The organism is Actinosynnema sp. NPDC002837 (genome assembly GCF_040295345.1).
Classification (GTDB): Bacteria; Actinomycetota; Actinomycetes; order Mycobacteriales; family Pseudonocardiaceae; genus Actinosynnema.
Genome location: NZ_JBEOVG010000111.1, coordinates 1 through 21,922, shown reverse-complemented (window position 1 = coordinate 21,922; position 21,922 = coordinate 1). Strand labels below are relative to the sequence as shown.

The following is a 21,922-nucleotide window of genomic DNA, read 5'->3' as shown; positions in this document are numbered from 1 at the left end:
CGTCAACGCCCCGAACAGGGGATACTCCGCACGCACGGGCTCGTGCCCGGCCGCCGTCGGACCCGGGATCCGATCGGTGCGCGCGTGATCGGCAGAATGGGCGGGGATGGAGGTGCGAGTGATCCGGTGGGGCGTGCTGGTCGGCATGGTGGTGGCGCTGGTGGCCGCCCTCGCCGCCGCGCCCGGCGAGCAGGGCGCGGTGATCCGGCCCGTGGCCGAGTGCGCGGACCTGGTGCGCGACTTCGAGCTCCCCGGCACGCGTGCGCACGTGACGCAGGCGGAAGCGGTGGGGGAGGGCCAGGAGGCGGCGCACTGCTCCGTGCTCGGGTACGTCGAGCCGGAGGTCCGGTTCCACCTGAAGCTGCCGATCACGACCTACACCGGCCGTTACCTCCAGTACGGCTGCGGCGGGTTCTGCGGCGAGCTCGTGTCGCCCTCGTTCCCCGACTGCGGACCGGAGGTCGGCGGCGTCGCGGTGGCCGCCACGGACGACGGGCACGTCGGTCGCGGCACGGTCAGGTCGGCCGACGGCAGGCCCGCCGCCGCCAACCAGGCGGCCCGCGACGACTTCGCCTTCCGCGCGCCGCACGTGGTCTCGATGGCCGTCAAGCGGGTCATCGAGGACTTCTACGGCGACCCGCCCTCGTTCTCCTACTTCGCCGGCTGCTCCAACGGCGGCCGGGAAGGGCTGCTGCTGGCCCAGCGCTACCCGCACGACTTCGACGGCGTCATCGCCGGCGCGCCCGCGAACTACCAGAGCCCGCTGGTGCTCTACCAGGCGTGGCTGGCCCGCACGAACACCGGCGCGGACGGCCTGCCGGTGCTCACCGCCGACCTGCTGCCCGTGCTGCACGACGCCGTCATGAAGCACTGCGACCGCATCGACGGCCTGGTGGACGACCAGATCGAGGACCCGCGCCGGTGCGACTACGACCCCGCGCCGTTGCTGTGCCCGGCGGCCGGCGGCAAGTGCCTCACGCCCGAGCAGCTCGACGTGGTGCGCAAGCTGTACGCGGGTCCGAAGGACGCCCGCGGCAAGCGGCTCTACCCGGCCGGGCAGGAACGCGGCTCCGAGCGGGCCTGGGTGGACTGGATCACCCCGACCACCAGCCCCCGCGCCGCCACGTTCTCCGCGCTGCTCGCGGACAACTTCCTCAAGCACATGGGCTTCCCGGTCGGCTCGCCCGGCTCGTCGCTGGCCGACGTCGAGTTCACCGCCGAGGAGTTCGCCCGGCTCAACGTCGAGGGCGTGCGCGGCAACGCGATGAGCCTCGACCTGGACGAGTTCCGCGCGGCGGGCGGCAAGCTGATCCTCTGGCACGGCTGGAGCGACCAGGGCGTTCCGCCGCGCGCCCTGCTCGACTACTACGAACGGCTGGCGCAGCGTGACGAGGACGTCCGCTCCTGGGCCAGGGTGTTCATGGTCCCCGGCATGTACCACTGCGGCGGCGGCAGCACGCTGAGCGGTTTCGACCCGATCCGCGAGCTGCTGGCGTGGGTGGAGCAGGGCACCGCGCCCGAGCGCGTCATCGCCACCGGCCGGGCGGGCGACGCGGTCCGCACCCGGCCGGTGTTCCCGTACCCGCTGACCGCCCGCTACGACGGCACCGGCAGCGTCGACGACGCGGCGAACTTCGTGGCCGCCCCTCCGGCGGAGCCCACCCGGGACGCGGTCGACTGGGTGGGTGCCTACCTGTACGAAAAGCCTGGTCCGGCCGCTCCCTGACGTCCCGGCGGCCAAACAATCCGGACGTCCGGGTTTTGAAACCGCACGATCGGGCTACCCCGGACCGCGTCGAGTGGTCGGCGCCGACCAGGGACGGCGGGGGCGGGGACGGTGGTGCGGGATGGACTGGGAATTCGATGACGACAGCGCGGTGCGCGCGGTGCTGGCCTACGTCTCGGACGTGACGCGGGCGCTCGGTCTCAGCGGCGAGTGCTCGTGCGTGCAGTCCGACGGTTCCCGCCTGGGCGCCTACCTCGCGCTCGACGGCCACCTGCCCGGCTTCGCCGACCGCGACGTGGCGCTGCTGTGGGACGAGGACCGCGGCTGGTCGGTCGCGGTGGAGACCGACAGCGCCGAGCCGCCGTTCGTGCTGGCCAGGCTGCGCGGCCCGGTCCGGCCGGAACCCGCCGTCGTGGCACGCTGGGTGGACGGGCTCGGCCTCGTGCTGGGCGACGGCGAGCTGCTGGCCGCGAGCTAGGGCAGCACCGGCCCGCCGAGGGTGGCCTGGGCCTCGTCGAGGAGCGTCCGAACGCCCTGGAAGAAGCTGCTGGCGCGGTGCAGCGCCGTGTGGAACTGCTCGGCCTTCTCGTCCGACGCGCTGGTGAACACCAGCATCTCGGTCAGCTCCAACCGCCGGTTCACCGACGCGACCGCCGTGCGCCACCGGTGCAGCAGGTCGATCAGCTCGGCGTCGCGGTGCGGGCTCAGCGCGCCGGACGACAGCGCGGAGTCCACCGCCGACTGCACCAGCCTCGGGTACACCCGCCGCCCGCGTGAGCTCGACGCGCTGAACGCCTCGCCGTCGAGCGTCTCCCGGTTGCGGGCCATCTCCAGCCGGATCGACTCGATCGCCTGGTTGCGCTGCTCGCGCTGCGACGCCCACCGCTCGGCGAAGATGCCGGTGATGCCCGCGAGCAGCGCCAACGAGTTCACCGCCGGTTCCCACCGCTCGCCCGGCGGCGACACGACGAACCAGCTCACGCCCAGCGCCATCGCCACCGCGAGCGCGCCGAACGTGAGGGCCGTGATCGCGATCCGGGTCATCGGGGGTCAGTTCCCCCAGATGACGTCGGCCACGTTGTCGTCCGTCCTCGGCGCGGGCACGGGCTCGCCGGGCGCGAGCAGCAGCAGGTCCATGCCGAAGCCCTGCGACGAGCGCGGCACGCCGAAGTCGGAGTGCGTGCCGGTGACCTTGCGCATCCCGGCCTCGCGCACGATCCCGTCCAACGCCTTCCGCGCGTACTTGCGGGTCAGGTAGAGGCGGATGGTGTCCCGGTCGGGGAACGGCACCCGGTTGCGGTCGGGCAGCATCATCATGATGTCGCCGCCGGTCTGGTTCTGGTAGACGACCTTCACCGCCAACGCCCGGTCGCCCTCGACCGCGCCCCGGAACTGCACCGCGTCCACGTTGATCGTCAGGTCGGTGTTGTGCAGCAGCGAGCTGGTCACGAACTCGCGGTAGGCGCGGCTGCGCGCGTACTCCTCGACCGCGTCCTGCGCCAGGTCGTCGTTCAACGCCTCGGTGGTGGCGACCTCCAGCAGGAACAGGTCCTGCGGCCGGACCAGCGCGGTGAGGTTCGCGAGCAGCTCGTCGTCGTGGTCGAAGTTCGCCAGCGTGTTGCCCAGCAGCGAGTACAGCACCGGCTCGTCGCCGACCAGCCGGTGGATCAGCTCGCGCAGCTCGGCCAGGTTGTCGCGGAGGGAGAAGTCGAGCTGCACCGGCACCACCCGGTGCCCGCGCAGGCCGACGCGGTGCGTGGCCTCCTGCGTGCCGAGCCGCAGCATCTCCGAGCTCATGTCGACCGGCACGTAGAGCAGGCCGGGGTTGCGCTCCAGCAGGTGCTCCAGGACCAGCCGGTCCTTGTGCCCGGTGCCGACGCCGAAGCTGACGTGGTGGAAGCCCTCGCCGATCCGGCCGCGCACCCGGCCCCAGCGGCGGGTGAACGAGTCCAGGCTCTGCTTCATCACCAGGTAGAACGGGTCGGCGCAGGCGTGCGCCCAGGCGATCGTCGGCCCGATGCCCCAGTAGGCGTAGCCGGAGGCGATCTGCTTGCCGTCGCCGCTGGTCGACGGCTTGCCGAGCAGGTCGCTGGTCAGCGCGGCCAGCTTGTCGCGCTGGTCCTCGCCGACAAGCACCAGCGACCAGGCGAAGTCCGACTCGTCGATGGCCCTGGCCAGGTCGCCGACCAGCCGCCCGTCGCTCGCCGTCACTCGGCCTCCTCCGCTGTGGGTCCGCACGGTGAGCCTACCGATCACCACCGACAGTCACGTGCTTTTCGCCGCGGCGGGTGCGCGGGCGGTCGCGCGCGGCCCGGACGGCTGTCCGGGACAGCTCCGGACGGCCGGACAGCCTGTGTCCGGGCCGGATCTGTCGCTAGCTTCACTCGCCATGGGGGGCGCGGTGCGGTTGTCGGTCCTGGGTCCGGTCGAGGTGGCGCACGGGGATCGGGTGATCCCGGTGCCGGGCCCGCAGCTCCGGTGCGTGCTGGCGGTGCTGGCTTCGGAAGCCGGTCGCGTGCTGCCGGTGGCGCGGTTGGCGGAGGCGCTGTGGGACGTGCCGCCGCCGACCGCCCGCGGCACGCTCCAGGTGTACGTGTCGAGGCTGCGCAAGCTGCTCGGCGGGCTGGGCGTGGCGCTGGTCGGCACGGGCGGCGGCTACCGGCTCGACGTCGACCCGGCGGACGTCGACCTGCACCGGTTCCGGGAGGGCGTGGCCCGGGCGCGGGCCACGGCGGACGTGGCGGTGCGGCGGCGGCTGCTCGCGACGGCGCTGGGGGAGTGGCGCGGCGCGCCGTTGGCGGACACGGCGGACGGCCCGCTGCGCAACCGCCTGGTGGTCGCGCTGGCCGAGGAGAGGCTGGCCGCGCTGGAGGACCGGCTGGAGGCGGACCTGGAGCTGGGGCGGCACCACGACGTGGTCGGCGACCTGACCGCGCTGGCCGCCGAGCACCCCGGCCGGGAACGCGTGGCCGGCGCCCTGATGCTCGCCCTGCACCGCTGCGGGCGGCGGGTGGAGGCGCTGGAGGTCTACCGGCGGTTGCGCGGGCTGCTGATCGAGCAGGCGGGCGTCGAACCGGGCGCGGACCTGCGCCACCTGCACCAACGGCTGCTGGCCGACGCCGACACCCCGGCCCCCGCCACCACGCCGACACCTCGCCAGCTGCCTCCGGCCGGTGACCTGGTCGCGAGGGAGGGCTACCTGGCCGGGTTGGACGCCCTGCTCGCCTCGCAGGCGGCGGCTCGGGCGGGGGACGGGCCGCTCGCGGCGGTTGCCGGTGGGGCGGCGGTGAGCCCGAGGGCGGGGTCGGGCGCTGGTCCGGTGGTGGGGGATGGGTTCGCCGGGCCCGTCGTGGTCGCGCTCGTCGGCACGCCCGGTGTCGGCAAGACCGCCCTCGCGCTGCGCTGGGCGCACCGCGTCGCCGAGCGGTTCCCCGACGGGCAGCTCTACGCCGACCTCGGCGGGCACGGGGAAGGCGAGCCGGCGTTGCCGCGGGCCGTGCTGGGCGAGTTCCTGCGCGCGTTGGGCGTGCACCGCGACCACGTGCCGGAGAGCGAAGCCGAGCGCTCGGCGCTGTGCCGGTCCCTGCTCGCCGACCGCCGCGTCCTCCTGGTCCTGGACAACGCCCGCTCCGCCGAGCAGGTCCGGCCGCTGCTGCCCGGCGCGCCCGGCTGCGCCGTCGTGGTCACCAGCCGCGCGGAGCTCGCCGGCCTCGCCGCCCGCGACAACGCGCACCCGGTCGCCGTCGTGCCGCTGTCGGCCGACGACGGCGTGGCGCTGCTGCGCGGTGTGCTCGGCCGACGCGTGGACGTCGAACCGGCCGCCGCCGCACGGTTGGTCGACCTGTGCGGCGGGCTGCCGCTGGCGTTGCGGGTCGTGGCGCACCGGGCCGTGCGCCGACCTTCGGTGACGTTGACCGCGCTGGCCGCGCAGCTGGCCGACGAGACCAGGCGGATCGACCTGCTCTCGCCCCCGGACGACCCGTCCGCCGCGGTGCGCGCCGTCTTCTCCTGGTCCTACCGGGCGCTGACACCCGACGTGGCGCGCGTGTTCCGGCTGCTGGGCGCGTTACCCGGCGCGGACTTCGACGTCGAGGCCGCCGCCGCGGCCACCGGGTCGGACGTCCACCGCCCGCTCGCCGTGCTCGCCTCCGGCCACCTGGTCGAGGAGGTCGGGCTCGACCGCTACCGGCTGCACGACCTGCTGCGCGTGTACGCCGCCGAGTTGGCCGACCCCGACGAGCGCGACGCCGCCGTCGTCCGGGTGCTCGACTGGTACCTGGACCGGGCGGCGGCAGCGGTGGCCGCGGTCGAGACCGACGCGGGCCCCGGCGACCGCGACACCGCCGCGCGGTGGCTGGACGACGAGCGCCGCAACCTCGTCGCGGCCACCCGCCTAGCCGCCGCCTCCGGCCGGCACGAGCACGCCTGGCGGCTGCCGAACGCGTTGTGGCGGCACTGGTTCACCCTCGGCCTGCTGGACGACTGGACCGCCACCCACGAGGTCGCCCTGACGTCCGCGCGCGCCCTCGGCGACATCCGGGCACAGGCCGAGACGCTCAACGCGCTCGGCGTCGCCCACCAGACCTCCCAGCGGCACACCGACGCGGTGGACGCCTACGAGCAGGCGTCGGCGCTGTGGGAAGAACTCGGCGACCACGCGGGCGCGGCGCGGACGTCGACCAACATCGCCGTCGTGCACTACCTGGCCGGGCGCTACCGGGACGCGGTCGAGCAGGGCGAGCGGGCGCTGGCGCTGCGGCTCGGCCAGGACGACGCGTTCGGCGAGGCGGTCGCGCACACCGCGCTCGGCGGCTTCCACCTCCGGCTCGGCGACCCGGTCCGCGCGCTCGACCACGGGCAGCGGGCGCTGACCGTGTTCGAGAAGCTGGCCAACCGGTTCGGCGTCGCCGCCGCCACCCTCAACCTCGGGCACGTGCACCGGCAGGCGGGCGAACCCGACCGCGCGACCGCGCACTACCGCGACGCCCTGGTCCGGTTCCGCGAGCTCGGCGACCAGCGGCACGAGGGCGAGGCGTTGTGCGGGCTGGGCTCGGTGCACCTGGCGCGCGGCGGGCTCAGCCAGGCCCGCGACCACCTCGACGCGGCGTTGGCGGTCGGCGCGGTGGCCGACGACGTGCCGTTGCTCGGCGAGGTCCGGTACCAGCTGGGGCTGCTGCGCCTGGCGACCGGCGAGCCGGAACTGGCGTTGCGGCACTTCGAGCACGCCCGGCGGGCCGGCGGCCGGTACGAGCGGGCGCGCGGGCACCACGGGGTGGCGCGGGCGGAGTGCGCCGCCGGGCGGCACGGCGAGGCGGTGCGGTCGTGGCGCGCGGCGGCGGAGGGGTTCGCCGCGCTCGGCGTGCCGGACCGGGCGGTGCCGGACTGCGCGGTGTGCGCGGCGCGCGTCAGGTCGTGACGCGGGCCGTCACGCCCTCGTCCGGCGGGCGTCGGTCATCGGCAGGTTCCCTTGCACCGCAACGAGAACGGGGCCGCGGGCTGCTGCCCGCGGCCCCGTCGGGGGACTGCTGCCGCGCGTCACCGGGCTACCGGCTCGAGGACGCGGCCCGAGGCGGTCAGGTGCTCCCAGGTCCGGCCGCGCTGGCTGGGCGGCGCTTCGCCGTCCGCCGTGCACGTCGGGTACACCAGGCCGTAGGGGACGGGTTGGTGGAAGAGGTCTCCGCTGCGGATGTCGATCAGGTCCCGCGACTGCGCCATCACGGCCTCCCGTCGCGGAGGGGAGAGGGGGAGGTGCCCATGATCCTGCTCCTCGTCGAACCGGGTGGGGACGCTTCGGATACCCGCTGAGCTGCACTGATAAGCCCGATTCGTTGCGACGTAAGGGTGAAACCGCCGGTGTCGCTCAGTGCTGGTGGTGCGCGACCTCCTGCTCGGCGTCGTCGGCGGGCGGGATGCCGCGGTCGACGTGGTCGGCGTGGAAGAGCGCTTGCGCCAGAAGGGATTTCACGTGGTCGTTGGCGGCCGAGTAGTAGACGAACGTCCCTTCCCGACGGCCCTTCACCAGACCCGCGAGGCGCAGCTTGGCCAGGTGCTGGCTGACCGCGGTCGGCGCGGCGCCCGCCAGCTCGGCGAGGCAGGCGACGGAGGACTCGCCCTGCAACAACGCCCAGAGCACCTTGATCCGGGTCGGGTCGGCGAGCAGGCGGAACGACTCGGCGGCCAGGTGGACCTGCTCGTCGTTGGGCATGTCGAAGTCCGACAACGCGGTGTGCATGGGGGTAAGCCTACTTGGTTGCGTATCTGCGTGACTGCGCAGGTATGCTGCCAACGTCCCAGTCAGAGGTCGACCAGAGGCGGAACGGTGACCGACAGAACGCACGGACATGGCCACGGGCATGGTCACGGCCACGGGCACCGCTCGGCGGACCGCGTGGACAGCGCCCTGGAGAGCAGCAGGCGCGGGATGCGGGCGCTGGTCGTCTCGTTCGTGGCGCTGTTCGCCACGGCGGTCGTCCAGGCGGTGCTGGTGCTGGTCACGGGCTCGGTCGCACTATTGGGCGACACCGTGCACAACTTCGCCGACGCCCTCACGTCCGTGCCGCTGGCCATCGCGTTCGTGCTGGGCCGCCGGGCCGCGTCCCGCCGGTTCACCTACGGCCTCGGTCGCGCGGAAGACCTCGCCGGCGTCGCGATCGTGCTGGTGATCGCCGCCTCGGCGGTGTACGCCGGGTACGAGTCGGTGCGCGGACTGCTCGACCCGCAGCCGGTGCGGCACCTCTGGGTCGTGGCGGCGGCGGGCGTGGTCGGGTTCCTCGGCAACGAACTGGTCGCCCGCTACCGCATGCGCGTCGGCCGGGACATCGGCTCGGCCGCGCTGGTGGCTGACGGCCTGCACGCCCGCACCGACGGCTTCACCTCGCTGGCCGTCGTGCTGGGCGGCGCCGGCGTGGCCCTCGGCTTCCCCGCCGCCGACCCGCTCGTCGGTCTCGGCATGACGGTCGCCATCCTGGTCGTCCTGCGCGACGCGGCCGGCGAGGTCTTCGGCCGGCTGCTCGACGCGGTCGACCCGGCGTCGGTGGACCTGGCCGAACGCGCCGCCGCGCAGGTCGACGGCGTGGTGCGGGCCGACCGGGTGCGGATGCGCTGGACCGGGCACGTGCTGCGGGCGGAGCTGGCGATCGCGGTGGACGCGGGGCTGAGCGTCGAGCAGGGCCACCGCATCGCGCACGAGGTCGAGCACCACCTCAAGCGCGCCGTGCCGCGCCTGACCGCCGTCACCGTGCACACCGAGCCCGCGACGGGTGGGGCCTGACTGCCGCCGGTCGAGGTGGGGGCCATATAACCGGCTGAACACCTACCACTAAACCACTTCTGACCAGCAAAAACAAGACTTGTGCGCGCCATCGGGAGCCGTCACCCTTGCCACCATGAGGTGGGGACCTTCTGGTGAACTCAGCACTGTCCTGTGGATCGGCGGCGCGCAGTGGTCGGGCAAGTCGACCGTCGCCTGGCTCTTGTCGCGCCGATTCGGACTGACCGCCTACCACTACGACTTCCACGACGCCCGGGGCCACTACGACCGCGCCCTGGCGCAGGCCGGTCGCTACCCGCACCGGCACGCGTGGCAGACCCTCCAGGCGCACGACCCCGACACGACGTGGGTGCGGCCGTCGCCGCAGGAGATGGCCGAGCACAGCAAGCACAGCCACGCCGAGCGCTTCGGCATGGTGCTCGACGACCTGCGCGCCCTGTCCAGCGGCCGTCCGCTCGTCGCCGAGGGGTGGGGCCTGCGGCCGGAGCTCGTCGCGCCGCTGCTCGCCGACCCGCGCCAGGCCGTGTTCCTGGTGCCGACCGAGGCGTTCCGGCAACGGCAGCTGCGCGAGCTGCCCAGGGCCGCCAAGGTGTCGGTCGCGGTGAGCGACCCGGAACGGGCGCAGGCCAACCGCCTCGAACGGGACCGCCTCCTGGCCGAGGACGTGGTCGACCGGGCGCGGGAGCACGGCCTGCGGGTGATCGAGGTCGACGGCCGGCTCAGCGTCGGCGGCCTGACCACCGTCGTGGCCGAGCACTTCGCCCCCTGGTTGGGCTGATCGGCTCCGTCATCGACCCCGCCGCCCGCGCGGCGGGGTCCACGGCGGCTACCCGAACACGAGTGCGGCCCACGGCACGATCACCAAGACCACCACGACGAACGTGATCAGCACCGCGATCCACACCAGGGTGCGACGGATCGAGTGCAGGAGCACCACCGCCTCGGTCGTCGCCTGGGCGTGCGCGTCCTCGACCGTCCGGCTGTGGCGGATGCGGTGCAGCGACGCCTTGACCGAGTGGTGCTTCCAGGTGGGTGCGGTGCTGGGCGTGTCGTGCGCCGAGATGTACGGCTGGAACGGGCCGGGTTCCGGCGTGGTCACGACAGGCCTCCTGAAACGGGTCTCGGGTCTCAAGGCAGGGGAGGCATCTCCAGCGCCAGCGTGATCAACGAGTGCACGCGGTTCGCGATGGCCGTCAGCACGCCGTGCGCCTCCGGCGAGGCCGATTCCGCCGCCGTGTGCAACGCGCGCAGGTCCTCGCCGATCCGGTCCAGGATGGGGCCGACGTCGGCCTGCCGCGTGGTGAACGCGGTCGCGATCTCCTCCAGCGGCACGCCCTGCACCTCCAGCCGCCGCACGAGGTGGATGCGCTCCACGTCACCGGGCCCGTAGAGCCGGTAGTTGCCCGCCGTGCGCCGCGCGGGGGAGAGCAGCCCCAGGCTCGTGTAGTAGTCGACGGTGCGGATGCTGACGCCGGCGCGCGCGGCCAGCTCGCCGATCTTGAGCAGCACCTCCGCCACCGCTCACCTCCCGCGCACGTGACCTCGACCGATTCCACCCAAACCATACAGTGTCACGTGCTAGTGTGAGGTATGTCCGATGAAGGCTGCAGTAACCGGCCGGGTCAGGCCCGGCTGAACGACTCCGCGCCATGTTGATCCTCGCCGGCACGCTGGCGATCGTGCTGCTCACCACCGCCACCGGTTACTTCGTGGCCCAGGAGTTCGCCTACCTGGCCGTGGACCGGGGCCGCCTGCGCCAGCAGGCCGAGGACGGCGACAAGGCCGCCGACCGCGCCTACCGCGTCACGCAACGCCTCTCCTTCATGCTCTCCGGCGCCCAGTTCGGCATCACGGTGACCGCGCTGCTCGCCGGTTACGTCGCCGAACCCCTGTTGGGCGAGGGCCTGGCCGCCGTCCTCGGCGAGGAGAGCACGGGCCTGTCGCCCGCGTTGACCGTGCCGCTGTCGATGGCCGTCGCGCTCACGTTCGCGACCGCGGTCCAGATGGTGCTCGGCGAGCTGTTCCCCAAGAACCTCGCCATCGCGAAACCGGACGCCCTCGCCAAGGCGCTGAGCGCGTCCACCCTGGCCTACCTCAAGGTCACCGGCCCGGTGATCAGGCTGTTCGACGCGGCGGCGAACCGGCTGCTGCGCGCGGTCGGCATCGAGCCGGTCGAGGAGCTGCCGCAGGGCGCCACCCCGGACGACCTCAGGCAGATCATCGGCGAGGCGCAGGCGCTGGGCCACCTCGACCCGGAGCTGTCCCGCCTGCTCGACCGCGGCCTCGACTTCCGCGGCCTCGCCGCCGACCAGGCCATGACGCCGCGCGTCTCGGTGCGCGCCGTCCGCGCCGACGAGCCGGTGACGCGCGTGGTCGAGCTGCTGGACACCGGCCACTCCCGCTTCCCCGTCGTCGGCGACGGGCTGGACGACCTGCGCGGCGTGGTCGGGTTGGCCGAGGTGCTGACCGTCGCGCCCGAGGACCGCGCCACCACACCGGTGGGTGAGATCGCGTCACCCGCTCTGGTGGTGCCGTCGACGTTGCCGCTGCCCGCCGTGCTGGAACGGCTCCGCCTCGAACGCCGCCAGCTGGCGTGCGTGGTGGACGAGTTCGGCGGCTTCGCGGGCGTGGTGTCGTTGGAGGACCTGGCCGAGGAGCTGGTCGGCGAGATCCACGACGAGGACGACGTGGTGCGCGACACCGTGGAGCGGCGCGCCGACGGGTGGGAGGTGCCGGGCCGGCTGCGGATCGACGAGATCGCCGACGCCACCGGCATCGAGCTGCCCGCGCACGACAGCTACGACACGGTCTCCGGCCTGGTGCTGCACCGGCTCGGCCGGACGCCCGACGTGGGCGACGAGGTGGCGACCGGCGCCGTCCGCGTGCGGGTCACGGCCGTGGCGCGGCACGTGCCCAGCCGGGTCCTGCTCACCACGGGGGTGCCGCGATGAGCACCACCTGGTCGTTGCTCCTGTCGGTGTTCCTGTTGGCGGCCAACGCGTTCTTCGTCGCCGCCGAGTTCGCCCTGATGGCGGCGAAGCGGCACCGCCTGGAGGAAGCCGCCGAGACGAGCCGCGCGGCGCGCGCCGCGTTGGCGGGCGTGCGGGAGCTGTCGCTGATGCTCGCCGGCGCGCAGCTCGGCATCACGCTGTGCACGCTGGGGTTGGGCGCGTTGGCGAAGCCCGCCGTGGCGGACCTGCTCGACCCGCTGCTGCTCGCGGTCGGCCTGCCGGCCGGCGTGTCGTACGCGGTCTCGTTCACGATCAGCCTGGTGCTGGTGGTGTTCCTGCACATGGTGCTCGGCGAGATGGCGCCGAAGTCGTGGGCGATCAGCCACCCCGAGCGGTCGGCGCTGCTGCTGGCGATGCCGTTCCGGGTGTTCGCGCACGCCGTGCGCCGGCTGCTGAGCGGCCTGAACACCACCACGAACGCGTTGCTGCTCCTGGTGAAGGTGCAGCCGAAGGACGAGCTGACCCGCGAGCACCACCCCGACGACGTGCGGATGCTCGTGCGGCAGTCCGCCGAGCACGGCCTGATCCCGGAGGGCCAGCGGCGGCTGCTGACCCGGATGCTCCAGCTCCAGCAGACCACCGTGGCGCAGGTGATGGTGCCGGTGGAGCACACCGTCACCGTCGCCGAGCACCTCGGCGCGCGGGCGATCGAGGACCGCAGCCGCGCGTGCGGGCGCTCGCGGTTCCCGGTGACCGACGCCGACGGGCGGTTCGTCGGCCTGGTGCACATCCGCGAGGCCGTGCGGGCGACCGCCGCCGGCGCCGACACCCCGGCCCGCGACCTGATGACGACGCCGTTGACGTTGCCCGCCGAACTGCCGGTCGCCGGCGCGGTGACGAGGATGCGCGCGGAGCGGGCGCAGCTGGCGCTGGTGGCCGACGCGGAGGGCCGCGTCGTCGGCATCGCCGCGCTCGAAGACCTCCTCGAAGAGCTGATCGGCGACTTCGAGGACGAGACCGACCAACCGAACTGACCACGCCCCGGAGGGACATCACCCCATGTTCAAGCGGATGCTCAGCGCCTTCGGCGTCGGCGGACCGTCCGTCGACACCGTCCTCGACACGCCGCACGCCCAGCCCGGCCAGGTGATCACCGGGCAGGTGCGCATCCAGGGCGGCAGCAACGACGCCCGGATCGACCGGATCGTGCTGTCCCTCGTCACCCGGGTCGAGGTGGAGCACGGCGACCACGAGTACGGCGGCGTCTCCGAGTTCCTGCGCCTGGACGTGGCGCAGGACGTGCGGGTCTCGGCCGGTCAGCTGGTGGCGGTTCCGTTCCAGCTGCCGCTGCCGTGGGAGACCCCGATCACGGCGGTCGGCGGCCAGCCGCTGCCCGGCGTGACGGTGGGCGTGCGGACCGAGCTGGTGATCTCCGGCGCGCCCGACAAGGGCGACCTGGACCCGGTGCTGGTCGGGCCGCTGCCGTCGCAGGACCGGGTGCTCGACGCGTTCGGGCAGCTCGGCTTCCAGTTCCGCTCCGCCGACGTCGAGGCCGGCCGGATCCACGGCGTGCACCAGGAACTCGGCTTCTACCAGGAGATCGAGTTCTTCCCGCCGGCGCAGTTCGCGGGCCGGGTGAACCAGGTGGAGCTGACCTTCGTGACCAGCCCGCACGAGCTCGTCGTGGTGCTGGAGGCGGACAAGCGGGGCGGCGTGTTCTCCTCCGGCTCGGACGCCTTCGGCCGGTTCCACGCCTCGCACGCCGACGCGGTGAACACCGACTGGGCGGGCGCGATCGGCCAGTGGATGGCGCAGATCGCCGAACGCGGCGGCCACGCCGCCTACGGCCACCCGGGTCAGCACGGCCACCACGGTCACCACCGCGGGCCGGGCATGGGCGCGGTGGTCGGCGGTGTCGCGGCGGGCGTCGTCGGCGGCATGGTGCTCGGCGAGGTCGTCGACGAGGTGTTCGACGGCGGCGAGGACCTCGGCTTCGAGGAGTAGCTCCGATCGGGTGTGGTGGGGCGGCCTCCCCTCCGCTCCACCACACCGCTCTATCTCGTTCGACCCACGGCCCCCCGCACCGCAGGATGTGCGCATGGTCCCCACGCCGAAACTGGTCGCGCTCCTGGCTGCCCTCGACACCGTCCCCGCCGAGGACGTGCCGGGCTGGGCCGCGCACTGGTTGATCGCGGGGTACGACGGTGACGGCCTGCGCGCGTTGGCCGGGCTCAGCGGCCAGGACCCTGGGGAAGTGCGCGACGTGCTGGCGGGAGCGCTGGCCGACTGCGGCGCGGCGATCCCGCCCGCCGACCTCGCCGCCGCCGCGCTCTCCTGCACCCGCGTCGCGCGGATGTTCGCCGACGGTCGCGCCGGGTCGCGGTGGGTGGCGCAGAAGGCCGCCGAGATCGTGGAGGACCTGCCCGCCGACGTCCGCGCGGCCCTGCCGATGGGCCGGCTGACCGACGGGTCCGACGAGGCCGCGGTGTCCCGGGCCTGCGCAGACCAACTCGCCGCCTGGGGCTGATCGTCGGTCGTCCTTTGTGGACCGATGTGGCCCGCCGCGGGTCGGTCGCCTGCGGACCGCCGAAGGTTCGGGCAAAACAGCCGATCGGACGTTGTCGGCACGTTACGCGCACCCTACGGTCGGATCACGTCCGATCGAGGGCAACCCCTTTGGAGGCCTGCGGTGTCGCGGAAACAGGTTGGCGCCGTAATCAGCGCGCTCTTGCTCACTGGCTCCACCTTCCTCGCGGTCCCCGTCACGGCCGGCGCCGTCGACGACCGGCCGACCGCCGTGGTGTCGCTCGGCGACAGCGCGATGTCCGGCGAGGGCGCCGGGTCCTACGAGCCGGGCACCGCCGGCGAGAACGGCAACTGGTGCCACCGCTCCACCCAGGCCATGGTCCACCGCACCCGGTTGGCCGAGCGGACGTTCAACCTCGCGTGCTCCGGCGCGGACTCGGCGAACGTGTCCCTGGCCGACACCGTGCACTACACCGAGGGCTCCCAGGCGCGGCGGCTGATCGACATCGCCCGCCAGTACCGCGTCACCACCGTCGTCGTGCAGGTCGGCGCGAACGACGACGTGCGGTTCGCCGACACGATGGTCGACTGCGTGGCCGCGTGGGTGAACCCGTTCGGCGCGAGCTGCCGGTCCACGTTGGAGCGCGAGTGGCCCGGCCGGCTGGCCGGGATGGCGCCCAAGGTCGAGAACGCGCTGCGCGACGTCCGCACCGCGATGACCCAGGCCGGGTACGCCACCTCCTCCTACAACCTGATCCTCACCTCATACGCCTCGCCGGTGACCGAGAAGATGGACCGCTACCTGCACGGCCCGCAGGGCTGCCCGCTGCGCCTGGCCGACGCGGGCTACGGCCGCACGACCGCCGTGCCGCAGCTGTCCGAGGCGCTGCGCGGGGTGGCGACCCGGTCGGGCGTGAAGTTCCTCGACTTCTCCCGCGCCACGGAGAACCGCGAGGCGTGCAGCAAGGGCGAGAGCTCCGCGGGCGAGTGGCAGCGCAGGCTGACCGTCGACCCGTACGCGTTGGTCACCGGCGGCCTGGACGCCATCGGCCTGCACCTGGCCCAGCAGTCGTTCCACCCGAACGCCGCCGGCCACGAGCAGCTCGGCCGCTGCCTCACCGAGTTCGTCAACGGCGGCGCGGGCTCGGCCCGGTGCCTCGCCGGCGCCGACGGGAACCTGCACGCCGTCGCGTAGCAGGCCCTGACCACCGGAAACCGCTCTCGCCCCAGCCGGGGTGAGAGCGGTTTCCGCGTCACACGCAACCCCGATGATCCCCCCGGCGTCATATGGGTAAATTGGCGAGACCGGACAGGGGAATCGCTTTGGGGGGACCGGTGTCGAAATCTGCCTTCGTCCGCGTGTGCGGACTGGCCGCGGCGGTACTCGCCGCGGCCTCGTGCACGTCGACCGGAGCCGAGCCGGTCAACCCGGAGCTCGCGCCGCGCGGCACCGTGCAGACCACGGCCACGCCGACCAGGCAGGACCTGACCAACAAGGTCAGCCTGACCGGCAAGGTCACCATGAACCCGCTGTTCGGGATCGTGGCCCCGGTCGCCGGCCAGGTGCGCTACTGGACCGTGGAGGAACCGACCGCCACGCCGACCAGGCCCACCCGGATCGCCACGGTCTGGACGGACGGCAAGCCCACCAACGTCGACGTGCCCGCCGGCTCCACGTTCGGCGGACGCCTGGTCGACGACCGGGCCACCGTCACCGCGGGCATGCCGATCGCCTCGGCGAAGCACGCGGGCTACGGCATCGTCGCCGAGATCGACGGCGAGCAGGCCTACCGGATCTCCGAGGCCGCGCAGGGCACCGTGCAGGCGCAGATCAAGAACGGCCCCGGCCCGTTCCCGTGCACGCTGCTCGGCACGATCGCCGCACTGCCCGTGGGCACCGTGCCCGCGCCGCCACCCGCGCAGCCCGACCCGGACGACACCGACGCGACCGGCGCGAACACCCCCGCGCCGCCGCCACAGCAGCAGCCGCGGGAGCCCGACACCTCCTCCGAGCCGACCGGCCTGCGCCTGGTGTGCACCGCGCCCGCCGACGTCAAGATGGTCAACGGCGCCGCCGCCACCCTCGAACTCGTCACCGCGTCCGCGCAGAACGCGCTGGTCGTGCCCGTCGAGGCGGTCGCGGGCGGCCAGGGCAAGGGCAAGGTCGACGTGGTCGGCCCCGACGGCGCCAAGGTGACCACCGACGTCGAGCTCGGCCTCACCGACGGCAAGGTCGTGGAGATCAAGTCGGGCCTGACGGGCGAGGAGACGCTGGCCGTGCCCGGACCGAACCTGCCACCCGGCGAGGCCGCGGGCCAGGTCGAGCCCGGGGCGGGCCGCAAGTGACCACGTCACCCCTGCTCGTGCCGCCACCCGTGGCGTCGCCGCCGTTGATCCACCTCACCGGCCTGACCAAGACCCTCAAGGGCCAGGACGAGCCGCGCACCATCCTCGCGGGCGTCGACCTCACCGTCCACGCGGGCGACAGCGTCGCCATCCTCGGCCGCTCCGGCTCCGGCAAGAGCACCCTGCTCAGCCTGATCGGCCTGTTCGACCGACCCGACGGCGGCCAGTACCTGCTGGGCGACCGCGACATCACGAAGATCCCCGAACGCAAGGCCGCCGCGCTGCGCAGCGCCGAGTTCGGGTTCGTGTTCCAGCGCTTCTTCCTGCTCAAGCACCTCACCGCGGCGCAGAACGTGGCCATGGCGCTGGTCAACGGCCAGGGCTGGCTGCCCAGGCGCAAGCGCAAGGCCAAGGTGCTCGCGGCGCTGGAGCGCGTCGGCATCGGCCACCTGGCCAAGCACAAGCCGCCCCGGCTGTCCGGTGGCGAGCAGCAGCGCGTCGCCATCGCCCGCGCCCTGGTGCGCGAACCGCGGATCCTGCTGGCCGACGAGCCGACCGGCGCCCTGGACACCGAGACCGGCAACCTCGTCGTGGAAGTCCTGCGCCAGGCCACCGACGTCGGCTGCGGGCTCGTGCTCGTCACCCACGACCACGACCACGCGGCGAAGATGGGCCGGGTGCTGCACCTGTCCGACGGCCTGCTGCGCCCGGCCGGGCAGCGGGTGGTCGCGTGATCAGGCTGTCGGGCAGGCTCCGGGCGTCGCTGATCATCGGCGGCCAGGGCATCCGGGCCCGCAAGCTGCGCACGTTCCTGTCGATGGTGAGCCTGTTCCTCGGCGTGCTGGCCGTCGTCGTGGTGCAGGCCGGCGCGGAGATCGCGAACCGGGCCATGCTCGCCGACGTCGAGCTGTACCAGGGCAAGGACGGCACCCGGCAGATGTACCTGTCGCCGGAGGGCCAGGCCGTGCCGGTGGCGTTGGAGGTGCTGAAGGGCCGCACCGACGCCGTCGCCATGACCAGCGCGCGGGCGATCATCGGCGAACCCGGCGTGAAGCCGATCAACGAGGGCGGCGGGCCGATCGACCAGCCCGGCGGCCCCCCGATGACGTGCGACGAGAACGGCTGCCGCCCGCTCGACGACGGCAACGCGACCGCGCCGCAGGGCCAGGCGATCGAGCTGCAACTCGTCGGGCTCACCGGCGACATCCGCCAGTTCCGGCCGTTCCGCCCGGCGCAGGGCCAGTGGCTCGACTTCGGCGGCGCGCCGTCGCTCGCGCCCCGGCTCGTGCTCAACCTGGAGGCGGCGAAGGCCTTCAGCCGCTACCAGGTGCCGGCCGAGATGAGGGTCGACGGCGCGGACGCCAACCCCACGCCGCAGTTCATCGGCGTGGTGGACGACGGCGGCTACCAGCCGACCGCCTACGTGCGGTCCGACGAGCTGCTGAACTGGCTGCCGGTGACCAGCATGAGCGGCGGCGACACGGGCCCCGGCCTGCAGGTGCTCATGACGCCGACGGCGGTCGAGGTCGAGCACGTCCTGCGCGCCAGGCTCGTCGCGGCGGGCACGCCCGAGGACCGCATCCACGTCCAGACGGTGGAGACGCTGAAGCGCATGTCCACCGAGCTGGCGTTGATGCGCTGGATCTTCCTCGGCATGGCGGCGCTGGTGCTCATGATCGGCGTGGCGGGCATCCTCAACGTCGGCCTGGCCACCGTCGGCGAGCGCATCGAGGAGTTCGCGCTGCGCCGGGCCGTCGGCACGCCCCGGCTGTTGCTGGCGGGCATCGTGCTGGCCGAGACGTTGCTGACCGGCCTGCTCACGGCGGCGTTGGCGATCGGCGCGGGCGTGGTCGGGCTCAAGCTCGCGCTCGTGGTGTTCGGCTCGCGGTTCCCGTCGCTGGAGGGCACGGCGTTCCCGTGGCAGGCGGGCGTGGCCGGTGTGGTCGCGGGCCTGGTGGCCGGCATCCTCGGCGGCCTCGTCCCGGCGCTGCGCGCGGCCCGCATCCCGATCTCCACCGTCATGCGGGCGTAGCCGCACCGGTCGTGCGGGGTCAGGGCGCGGCGGTCCACGGCCGCAGGCCGAGCTGTTGCGCCACAACAACCCGGTCACCGCCGACTCGCCACACCAGCAGGAAAGGAAGACGGGGCACGTCACCGATCGTCGCACAATGACGGGAAGTTGCCCGACCGCGCATTCACGAGATATGCTCACGCCCGTGACTGCCGGGTCGGCCTTGAGCCACGAGCGAGAGAGTCACCCGGCCAAGGTTTGACCGCCGGGTGGGCCAGGGGCCCGCCGCACACCGGGGATTCCCGGGTTTCCGCGCACGTAGCCGCGACGCACCCGCACCCCGTTCCCCCCACACACCAGCGCATCGGCGCACTGGCGCGCGCACGCGTGCCACCGCGCGGGACCGTCGTGCCCGCGCGCCTCCACAAAACCTTCACCGAAAACCACGGCGCAATTCACCCGTGGTGATCCGGTCATGCCCAAAATCAGGAGACGAACCGCAGATGGATTTCCACCAGCAGGTGATCGCCGAGTTCCGCGCCAACGCGGGCCACGTCGGCGGTCCCTTCGAAGGAGGCAGGCTCATCCTGCTGACCACCACCGGCGCGCGGACCGGCGCACGCCGCACCCACCCCCTCGGCTACCTGCCGGACGGCGACCGGATCGTCGTCATCGCGTCCGGCGGCGGCTCGCCACGCCACCCCGGCTGGTTCCACAACCTCGTGGCCAACCCGGTGGCGCAGGTGGAGGACGGCGTCTTCACCTACGAGGCCAAGGCGGCCGTCCTGACCGGACCGGAGCGCGACGAGCTGTGGGAGCGGGCCGTCGAGTCCGACCCGGGCTGGGCCGAGTACCAGGCCAAGACGTCCCGGCTGATCCCCGTGGTCGCGCTGACCCAGGTCTCCGGCGGCCCGCCGAACGCGACGAGCTGGGGCGCCGCGCTCAAGCTCGTGCACGGCGCGTTCCGCCGGGAGCTCGCCACCATCCGCCGGGAGGTCGCCGCGTCGAAGCCCACGCTCGGCGCGCAGCTCAAGGTCAACTGCCTGACCGCGTGCCAGGGCCTGAGCTTCCACCACACGTCCGAGGACACCGGCATGTTCACGATGCTGCGGGACCGGTACCCGGAACTCGCGCCCACCCTCGACCGGCTCACCGAGGAGCACGAAGCGATCGCCGCCCTGCTGGCACAACTGCGGCAGACCCTCGAACGCGGCGACGCGACGACCCTGCGCGCCGACGTCGACCGGCTGATCGGCGAGCTGGAGGCCCACCTGACCTACGAGGAGGAGCAGTTGATCCCCTTCCTCGACGCCTGACGGAGTCCCCGGCGACTTCGTGACAACCGATCGTCCGCGTGAGGACATGAAGTAAGTGGAACCCCGTGTCTTAGTCTCGCGCGGCAGGGCTTCACCGATGCGGCCAGTCCACGTCAGGTTGAATGCTCATGTTCCCCATCCACCGAGCAAGGAGATGTCCGTGGGTAGAGCAAAGGGCTTGGGGGCCCTGTTCGCCTCGCTGGTCGTCGCGGCGACCGTGGTGAGCGCGACGGGAGGTGCCACCGCCGCGCCCTCGGCACGCGCCACGCTGAACCCGGCGGCGGTCGCGGAGTCCGTGCGGTACCTCGTCGACAACTACGGCGTCAGCGAGCGGGAGGCGCTGCGCCGGCTCGAGCTCCAGCACGAGGCGGTGCGCCTGGACGGCGTGCTGCGCCAGGAGAACGCGGCCGAGTACGGCGGCATGTGGCTCGACCAGGAAACCGGCGAGCTGGTGGTCGCGCTGACCGACCCGGCCGCCGCGAACCGGCTCCTGGCGGACCTGCCCGACCGGGCGCACGTCCGCACGCAGGCCGTGCGGCACTCGTTGGCCGACCTGACCGCCGCCAAGGACCGGATCGCCGCCAAGGTGGGCGCCGGCTCCGAGGCCGTGTACCTGCCCGCGGTCAACGAGCGTGACAACGAGGTCGTCCTGTGGGAGCGCTCGTGGGTCGCGCGGGAGAAGGTCGCGGTGGCCAAGGACGCCGAGGTCGCGCACGAGAGTGACGCGGCACGTCGGGCGGTGGCCGAGGAGTCCGGCGGGACCGGCGTGGCCGTGCGGTCCAAGGTCCTGCCCAAGCCGAACCCGCTCGCGGCCACGTTCCCCGACCAGGGCGCCTGCCACCCGCTCGCGTGCGTCAACTACGGGCCGATGCGCGGCGGCCTGCGGCTGGACATGAAGCGCGACAACGGGACCTGGGGCGGCTGCACGGCCGGCTTCAACCTGCGCTCCACCGGCGGCGGCCACCCGGGCAAGGCCTGGGTGCTGACCGCGGGCCACTGCATGGCGACCAAGACCAACAACACGCCGACGCAGCACAACGGCGTGCCCGTGCTCCAGCAGCACGGCATCGAGAGGAACTCCTACCCGTACGACTACGCGGCGCTGCTGTACGTCGACACCCCGACCCGCAACACCTGGCTGGAGAACCACACCGGCCGCAACCGGGTGCTGAAGTACTGCTTCAACGGTGGGACGGACAGCAACGCCGACACACCGTGCGGCGTGCAGGAGACGTCGGCGGACGAGTACATCACCGGCACCCACACGCTGGCCGAGGTCAAGGCCGGCTGGGTCGTGTGCGCGACCGGCTCCGCCTCCAACGCGATCGACTCGCCCGGCGCGGTCGACAGCGGAGCGGGCAAGGGCTACAAGCCGGGCACCCGCTGCGGCCGCGTGCTGTCGACCGACGTCGGCATCAACACCGACATCTGCGCCCGCCCGGGTGACAGCGGCGGACCGCTGTTCAGCCAGGTCGACCACACCGCGTTGGGCATCCTGGAAGGCAACCAGCAGTCCCGCACGGGCGCGTGCGTCTCCGGCGAGCTGAACAACTACGTGCCGGTCGAGACCATCCTGACCGACATCCACACCCGCTACGCGAGCCTGCGGTCGACGTTCTCGGTGATCACCACCGCGAACGGCTGACCCGTCCCGCGCCTCGGCCCGCCTCCCCCGACTCGGGGGATGCTGTTGGCGAATTGATCTACGACGACGCCCTCGACATGATCATCCGGTCGTGTCGGGGGCGTCGTCGTGTGGAGGTTGTCGGTGTCGTT

21 protein-coding genes are annotated in these 21,922 nt (G+C 73.2%); 15 read left to right on the top strand and 6 right to left on the bottom strand.

The window, feature by feature from the left end; translation table 11 throughout:
* Positions 1 to 106 precede the first annotated feature (106 nt).
* Both ABTZ99_RS40025 and ABTZ99_RS40020 read left to right on the top strand, forming a co-directional pair.
* Positions 107 to 1,726 carry a tannase/feruloyl esterase family alpha/beta hydrolase gene (locus ABTZ99_RS40025; protein ID WP_499618239.1) on the top strand — a complete coding sequence of 540 codons (1,620 nt, stop codon included), beginning with the start codon at positions 107 to 109 and terminating at the stop codon, positions 1,724 to 1,726.
* A gap of 121 nt (positions 1,727 to 1,847) precedes the next feature.
* Positions 1,848 to 2,204 carry a DUF6292 family protein gene (locus tag ABTZ99_RS40020; protein ID WP_498772264.1) on the top strand — a complete coding sequence of 119 codons (357 nt, stop codon included), beginning with the start codon at positions 1,848 to 1,850 and terminating at the stop codon, positions 2,202 to 2,204.
* On the opposite strand, the gene ABTZ99_RS40015 is transcribed toward ABTZ99_RS40020, so the two are convergent.
* Positions 2,201 to 2,770, bottom strand: coding sequence for a hypothetical protein (locus ABTZ99_RS40015; RefSeq protein WP_498772266.1), 570 nt, complete (start codon positions 2,768 to 2,770; stop codon positions 2,201 to 2,203). The two genes, ABTZ99_RS40020 and ABTZ99_RS40015, sit on opposite strands and share 4 nt — an antisense overlap.
* A 6-nt stretch (positions 2,771 to 2,776) precedes the next feature.
* Positions 2,777 to 3,937, bottom strand: a complete 1,161-nt coding sequence (locus tag ABTZ99_RS40010; protein ID WP_498772268.1) for an L-histidine N(alpha)-methyltransferase — start codon at positions 3,935 to 3,937, stop codon at positions 2,777 to 2,779.
* Between the two features lie 178 nt (positions 3,938 to 4,115).
* On the opposite strand from ABTZ99_RS40010, the gene ABTZ99_RS40005 reads away from it, so the two are divergent.
* Positions 4,116 to 7,142, top strand: coding sequence for an AfsR/SARP family transcriptional regulator (locus ABTZ99_RS40005; RefSeq protein WP_499618237.1), 3,027 nt, complete (start codon positions 4,116 to 4,118; stop codon positions 7,140 to 7,142).
* A 119-nt stretch (positions 7,143 to 7,261) separates the two neighbouring features.
* Here ABTZ99_RS40005 and ABTZ99_RS40000 read toward each other — a convergent pair whose 3' ends face one another.
* Together ABTZ99_RS40000 and ABTZ99_RS39995 are read right to left on the bottom strand one after the other, a co-directional pair.
* The gene (locus ABTZ99_RS40000) at positions 7,262 to 7,441 is read right to left on the bottom strand and encodes a hypothetical protein (RefSeq protein WP_498772272.1); all 180 of its coding nucleotides are present in this window, start codon (positions 7,439 to 7,441) and stop codon (positions 7,262 to 7,264) included.
* Positions 7,442 to 7,586: 145 nt separating this feature from the next.
* Positions 7,587 to 7,958: an ArsR/SmtB family transcription factor gene (locus ABTZ99_RS39995; RefSeq protein ID WP_498772274.1), complete on the bottom strand. Its 372-nt coding sequence runs from the start codon at positions 7,956 to 7,958 to the stop codon at positions 7,587 to 7,589.
* 87 nt (positions 7,959 to 8,045) lie between these two features.
* Here ABTZ99_RS39995 and ABTZ99_RS39990 point away from each other — a divergent pair, with 87 nt between their 5' ends.
* Both ABTZ99_RS39990 and ABTZ99_RS39985 read left to right on the top strand, forming a co-directional pair.
* Positions 8,046 to 8,996 carry a cation diffusion facilitator family transporter gene (locus tag ABTZ99_RS39990; RefSeq protein WP_498772276.1) on the top strand — a complete coding sequence of 317 codons (951 nt, stop codon included), beginning with the start codon at positions 8,046 to 8,048 and terminating at the stop codon, positions 8,994 to 8,996.
* A gap of 115 nt (positions 8,997 to 9,111) precedes the next feature.
* The gene (locus tag ABTZ99_RS39985) at positions 9,112 to 9,774 is read left to right on the top strand and encodes a hypothetical protein (RefSeq protein ID WP_498772278.1); all 663 of its coding nucleotides are present in this window, start codon (positions 9,112 to 9,114) and stop codon (positions 9,772 to 9,774) included.
* Positions 9,775 to 9,822: 48 nt separating this feature from the next.
* Here the strand turns inward: ABTZ99_RS39985 and ABTZ99_RS39980 are convergent, their stop codons facing one another.
* The gene (locus tag ABTZ99_RS39980) at positions 9,823 to 10,095 is read right to left on the bottom strand and encodes a hypothetical protein (RefSeq protein WP_498772280.1); all 273 of its coding nucleotides are present in this window, start codon (positions 10,093 to 10,095) and stop codon (positions 9,823 to 9,825) included.
* 29 nt (positions 10,096 to 10,124) lie between these two features.
* Positions 10,125 to 10,514 carry a MerR family transcriptional regulator gene (locus ABTZ99_RS39975; protein WP_498772282.1) on the bottom strand — a complete coding sequence of 130 codons (390 nt, stop codon included), beginning with the start codon at positions 10,512 to 10,514 and terminating at the stop codon, positions 10,125 to 10,127.
* A 131-nt stretch (positions 10,515 to 10,645) separates the two neighbouring features.
* Between ABTZ99_RS39975 and ABTZ99_RS39970 the strand changes: the two genes are divergently transcribed.
* The 10 genes from ABTZ99_RS39970 (at position 10,646) to ABTZ99_RS39925 (ending at position 21,791) form a co-directional block, all read left to right on the top strand.
* Positions 10,646 to 11,947 carry a hemolysin family protein gene (locus ABTZ99_RS39970; protein ID WP_498772284.1) on the top strand — a complete coding sequence of 434 codons (1,302 nt, stop codon included), beginning with the start codon at positions 10,646 to 10,648 and terminating at the stop codon, positions 11,945 to 11,947.
* Positions 11,944 to 12,981: a hemolysin family protein gene (locus ABTZ99_RS39965; RefSeq protein ID WP_498772286.1), complete on the top strand. Its 1,038-nt coding sequence runs from the start codon at positions 11,944 to 11,946 to the stop codon at positions 12,979 to 12,981. The genes ABTZ99_RS39970 and ABTZ99_RS39965 overlap by 4 nt, the downstream gene beginning before the upstream one ends.
* Before the next feature lie 25 nt (positions 12,982 to 13,006).
* Positions 13,007 to 13,951: a sporulation protein gene (locus ABTZ99_RS39960; protein ID WP_498772288.1), complete on the top strand. Its 945-nt coding sequence runs from the start codon at positions 13,007 to 13,009 to the stop codon at positions 13,949 to 13,951.
* 94 nt (positions 13,952 to 14,045) lie between these two features.
* A complete protein-coding gene (locus tag ABTZ99_RS39955; RefSeq protein ID WP_499618232.1) occupies positions 14,046 to 14,474 on the top strand; it encodes a hypothetical protein in 429 nt (142 codons plus the stop codon).
* A 201-nt stretch (positions 14,475 to 14,675) separates the two neighbouring features.
* Positions 14,676 to 15,668, top strand: a complete 993-nt coding sequence (locus tag ABTZ99_RS39950; protein WP_498772292.1) for a GDSL-type esterase/lipase family protein — start codon at positions 14,676 to 14,678, stop codon at positions 15,666 to 15,668.
* Positions 15,669 to 15,808: 140 nt separating this feature from the next.
* Complete coding sequence (locus tag ABTZ99_RS39945) at positions 15,809 to 16,819, top strand: efflux RND transporter periplasmic adaptor subunit (RefSeq protein WP_498772294.1); 1,011 nt, start codon at positions 15,809 to 15,811, stop codon at positions 16,817 to 16,819.
* On the top strand, positions 16,816 to 17,553 hold the full coding sequence (locus ABTZ99_RS39940) for an ABC transporter ATP-binding protein (protein ID WP_498772296.1): 738 nt from the start codon (positions 16,816 to 16,818) through the stop codon (positions 17,551 to 17,553). The genes ABTZ99_RS39945 and ABTZ99_RS39940 overlap by 4 nt, the downstream gene beginning before the upstream one ends.
* Positions 17,550 to 18,851, top strand: coding sequence for an ABC transporter permease (locus ABTZ99_RS39935; protein WP_498772298.1), 1,302 nt, complete (start codon positions 17,550 to 17,552; stop codon positions 18,849 to 18,851). Before ABTZ99_RS39940 ends, ABTZ99_RS39935 begins: the two co-directional genes overlap by 4 nt.
* Positions 18,852 to 19,333: 482 nt before the next feature.
* Positions 19,334 to 20,146 (top strand): nitroreductase/quinone reductase family protein, encoded by an 813-nt coding sequence (locus ABTZ99_RS39930; RefSeq protein ID WP_499618230.1) that lies wholly within the window; start codon positions 19,334 to 19,336, stop codon positions 20,144 to 20,146.
* 160 nt (positions 20,147 to 20,306) lie between these two features.
* Positions 20,307 to 21,791 (top strand): chymotrypsin family serine protease, encoded by a 1,485-nt coding sequence (locus tag ABTZ99_RS39925; RefSeq protein WP_499618228.1) that lies wholly within the window; start codon positions 20,307 to 20,309, stop codon positions 21,789 to 21,791.
* Positions 21,792 to 21,922 lie beyond the last annotated feature (131 nt).

Bases quoted from the DNA above. Each gene is read 5' to 3' on its own strand.
- ABTZ99_RS40025 (WP_499618239.1), top strand. From the start codon at position 107: ATGGAGGTGCGAGTGATCCGGTGGGGCGTGCTGGTCGGCATGGTGGTG.
- ABTZ99_RS40020 (WP_498772264.1), top strand. From the start codon at position 1,848: ATGGACTGGGAATTCGATGACGACAGCGCGGTGCGCGCGGTGCTGGCC.
- ABTZ99_RS40015 (WP_498772266.1), bottom strand. From the start codon at position 2,770: ATGACCCGGATCGCGATCACGGCCCTCACGTTCGGCGCGCTCGCGGTG.
- ABTZ99_RS40005 (WP_499618237.1), top strand. From the start codon at position 4,116: ATGGGGGGCGCGGTGCGGTTGTCGGTCCTGGGTCCGGTCGAGGTGGCG.
- ABTZ99_RS40000 (WP_498772272.1), bottom strand. From the start codon at position 7,441: ATGGCGCAGTCGCGGGACCTGATCGACATCCGCAGCGGAGACCTCTTC.
- ABTZ99_RS39995 (WP_498772274.1), bottom strand. From the start codon at position 7,958: ATGCACACCGCGTTGTCGGACTTCGACATGCCCAACGACGAGCAGGTC.
- ABTZ99_RS39985 (WP_498772278.1), top strand. From the start codon at position 9,112: ATGAGGTGGGGACCTTCTGGTGAACTCAGCACTGTCCTGTGGATCGGC.
- ABTZ99_RS39970 (WP_498772284.1), top strand. From the start codon at position 10,646: ATGTTGATCCTCGCCGGCACGCTGGCGATCGTGCTGCTCACCACCGCC.
- ABTZ99_RS39965 (WP_498772286.1), top strand. From the start codon at position 11,944: ATGAGCACCACCTGGTCGTTGCTCCTGTCGGTGTTCCTGTTGGCGGCC.
- ABTZ99_RS39960 (WP_498772288.1), top strand. From the start codon at position 13,007: ATGTTCAAGCGGATGCTCAGCGCCTTCGGCGTCGGCGGACCGTCCGTC.
- ABTZ99_RS39955 (WP_499618232.1), top strand. From the start codon at position 14,046: ATGGTCCCCACGCCGAAACTGGTCGCGCTCCTGGCTGCCCTCGACACC.
- ABTZ99_RS39930 (WP_499618230.1), top strand. From the start codon at position 19,334: ATGGATTTCCACCAGCAGGTGATCGCCGAGTTCCGCGCCAACGCGGGC.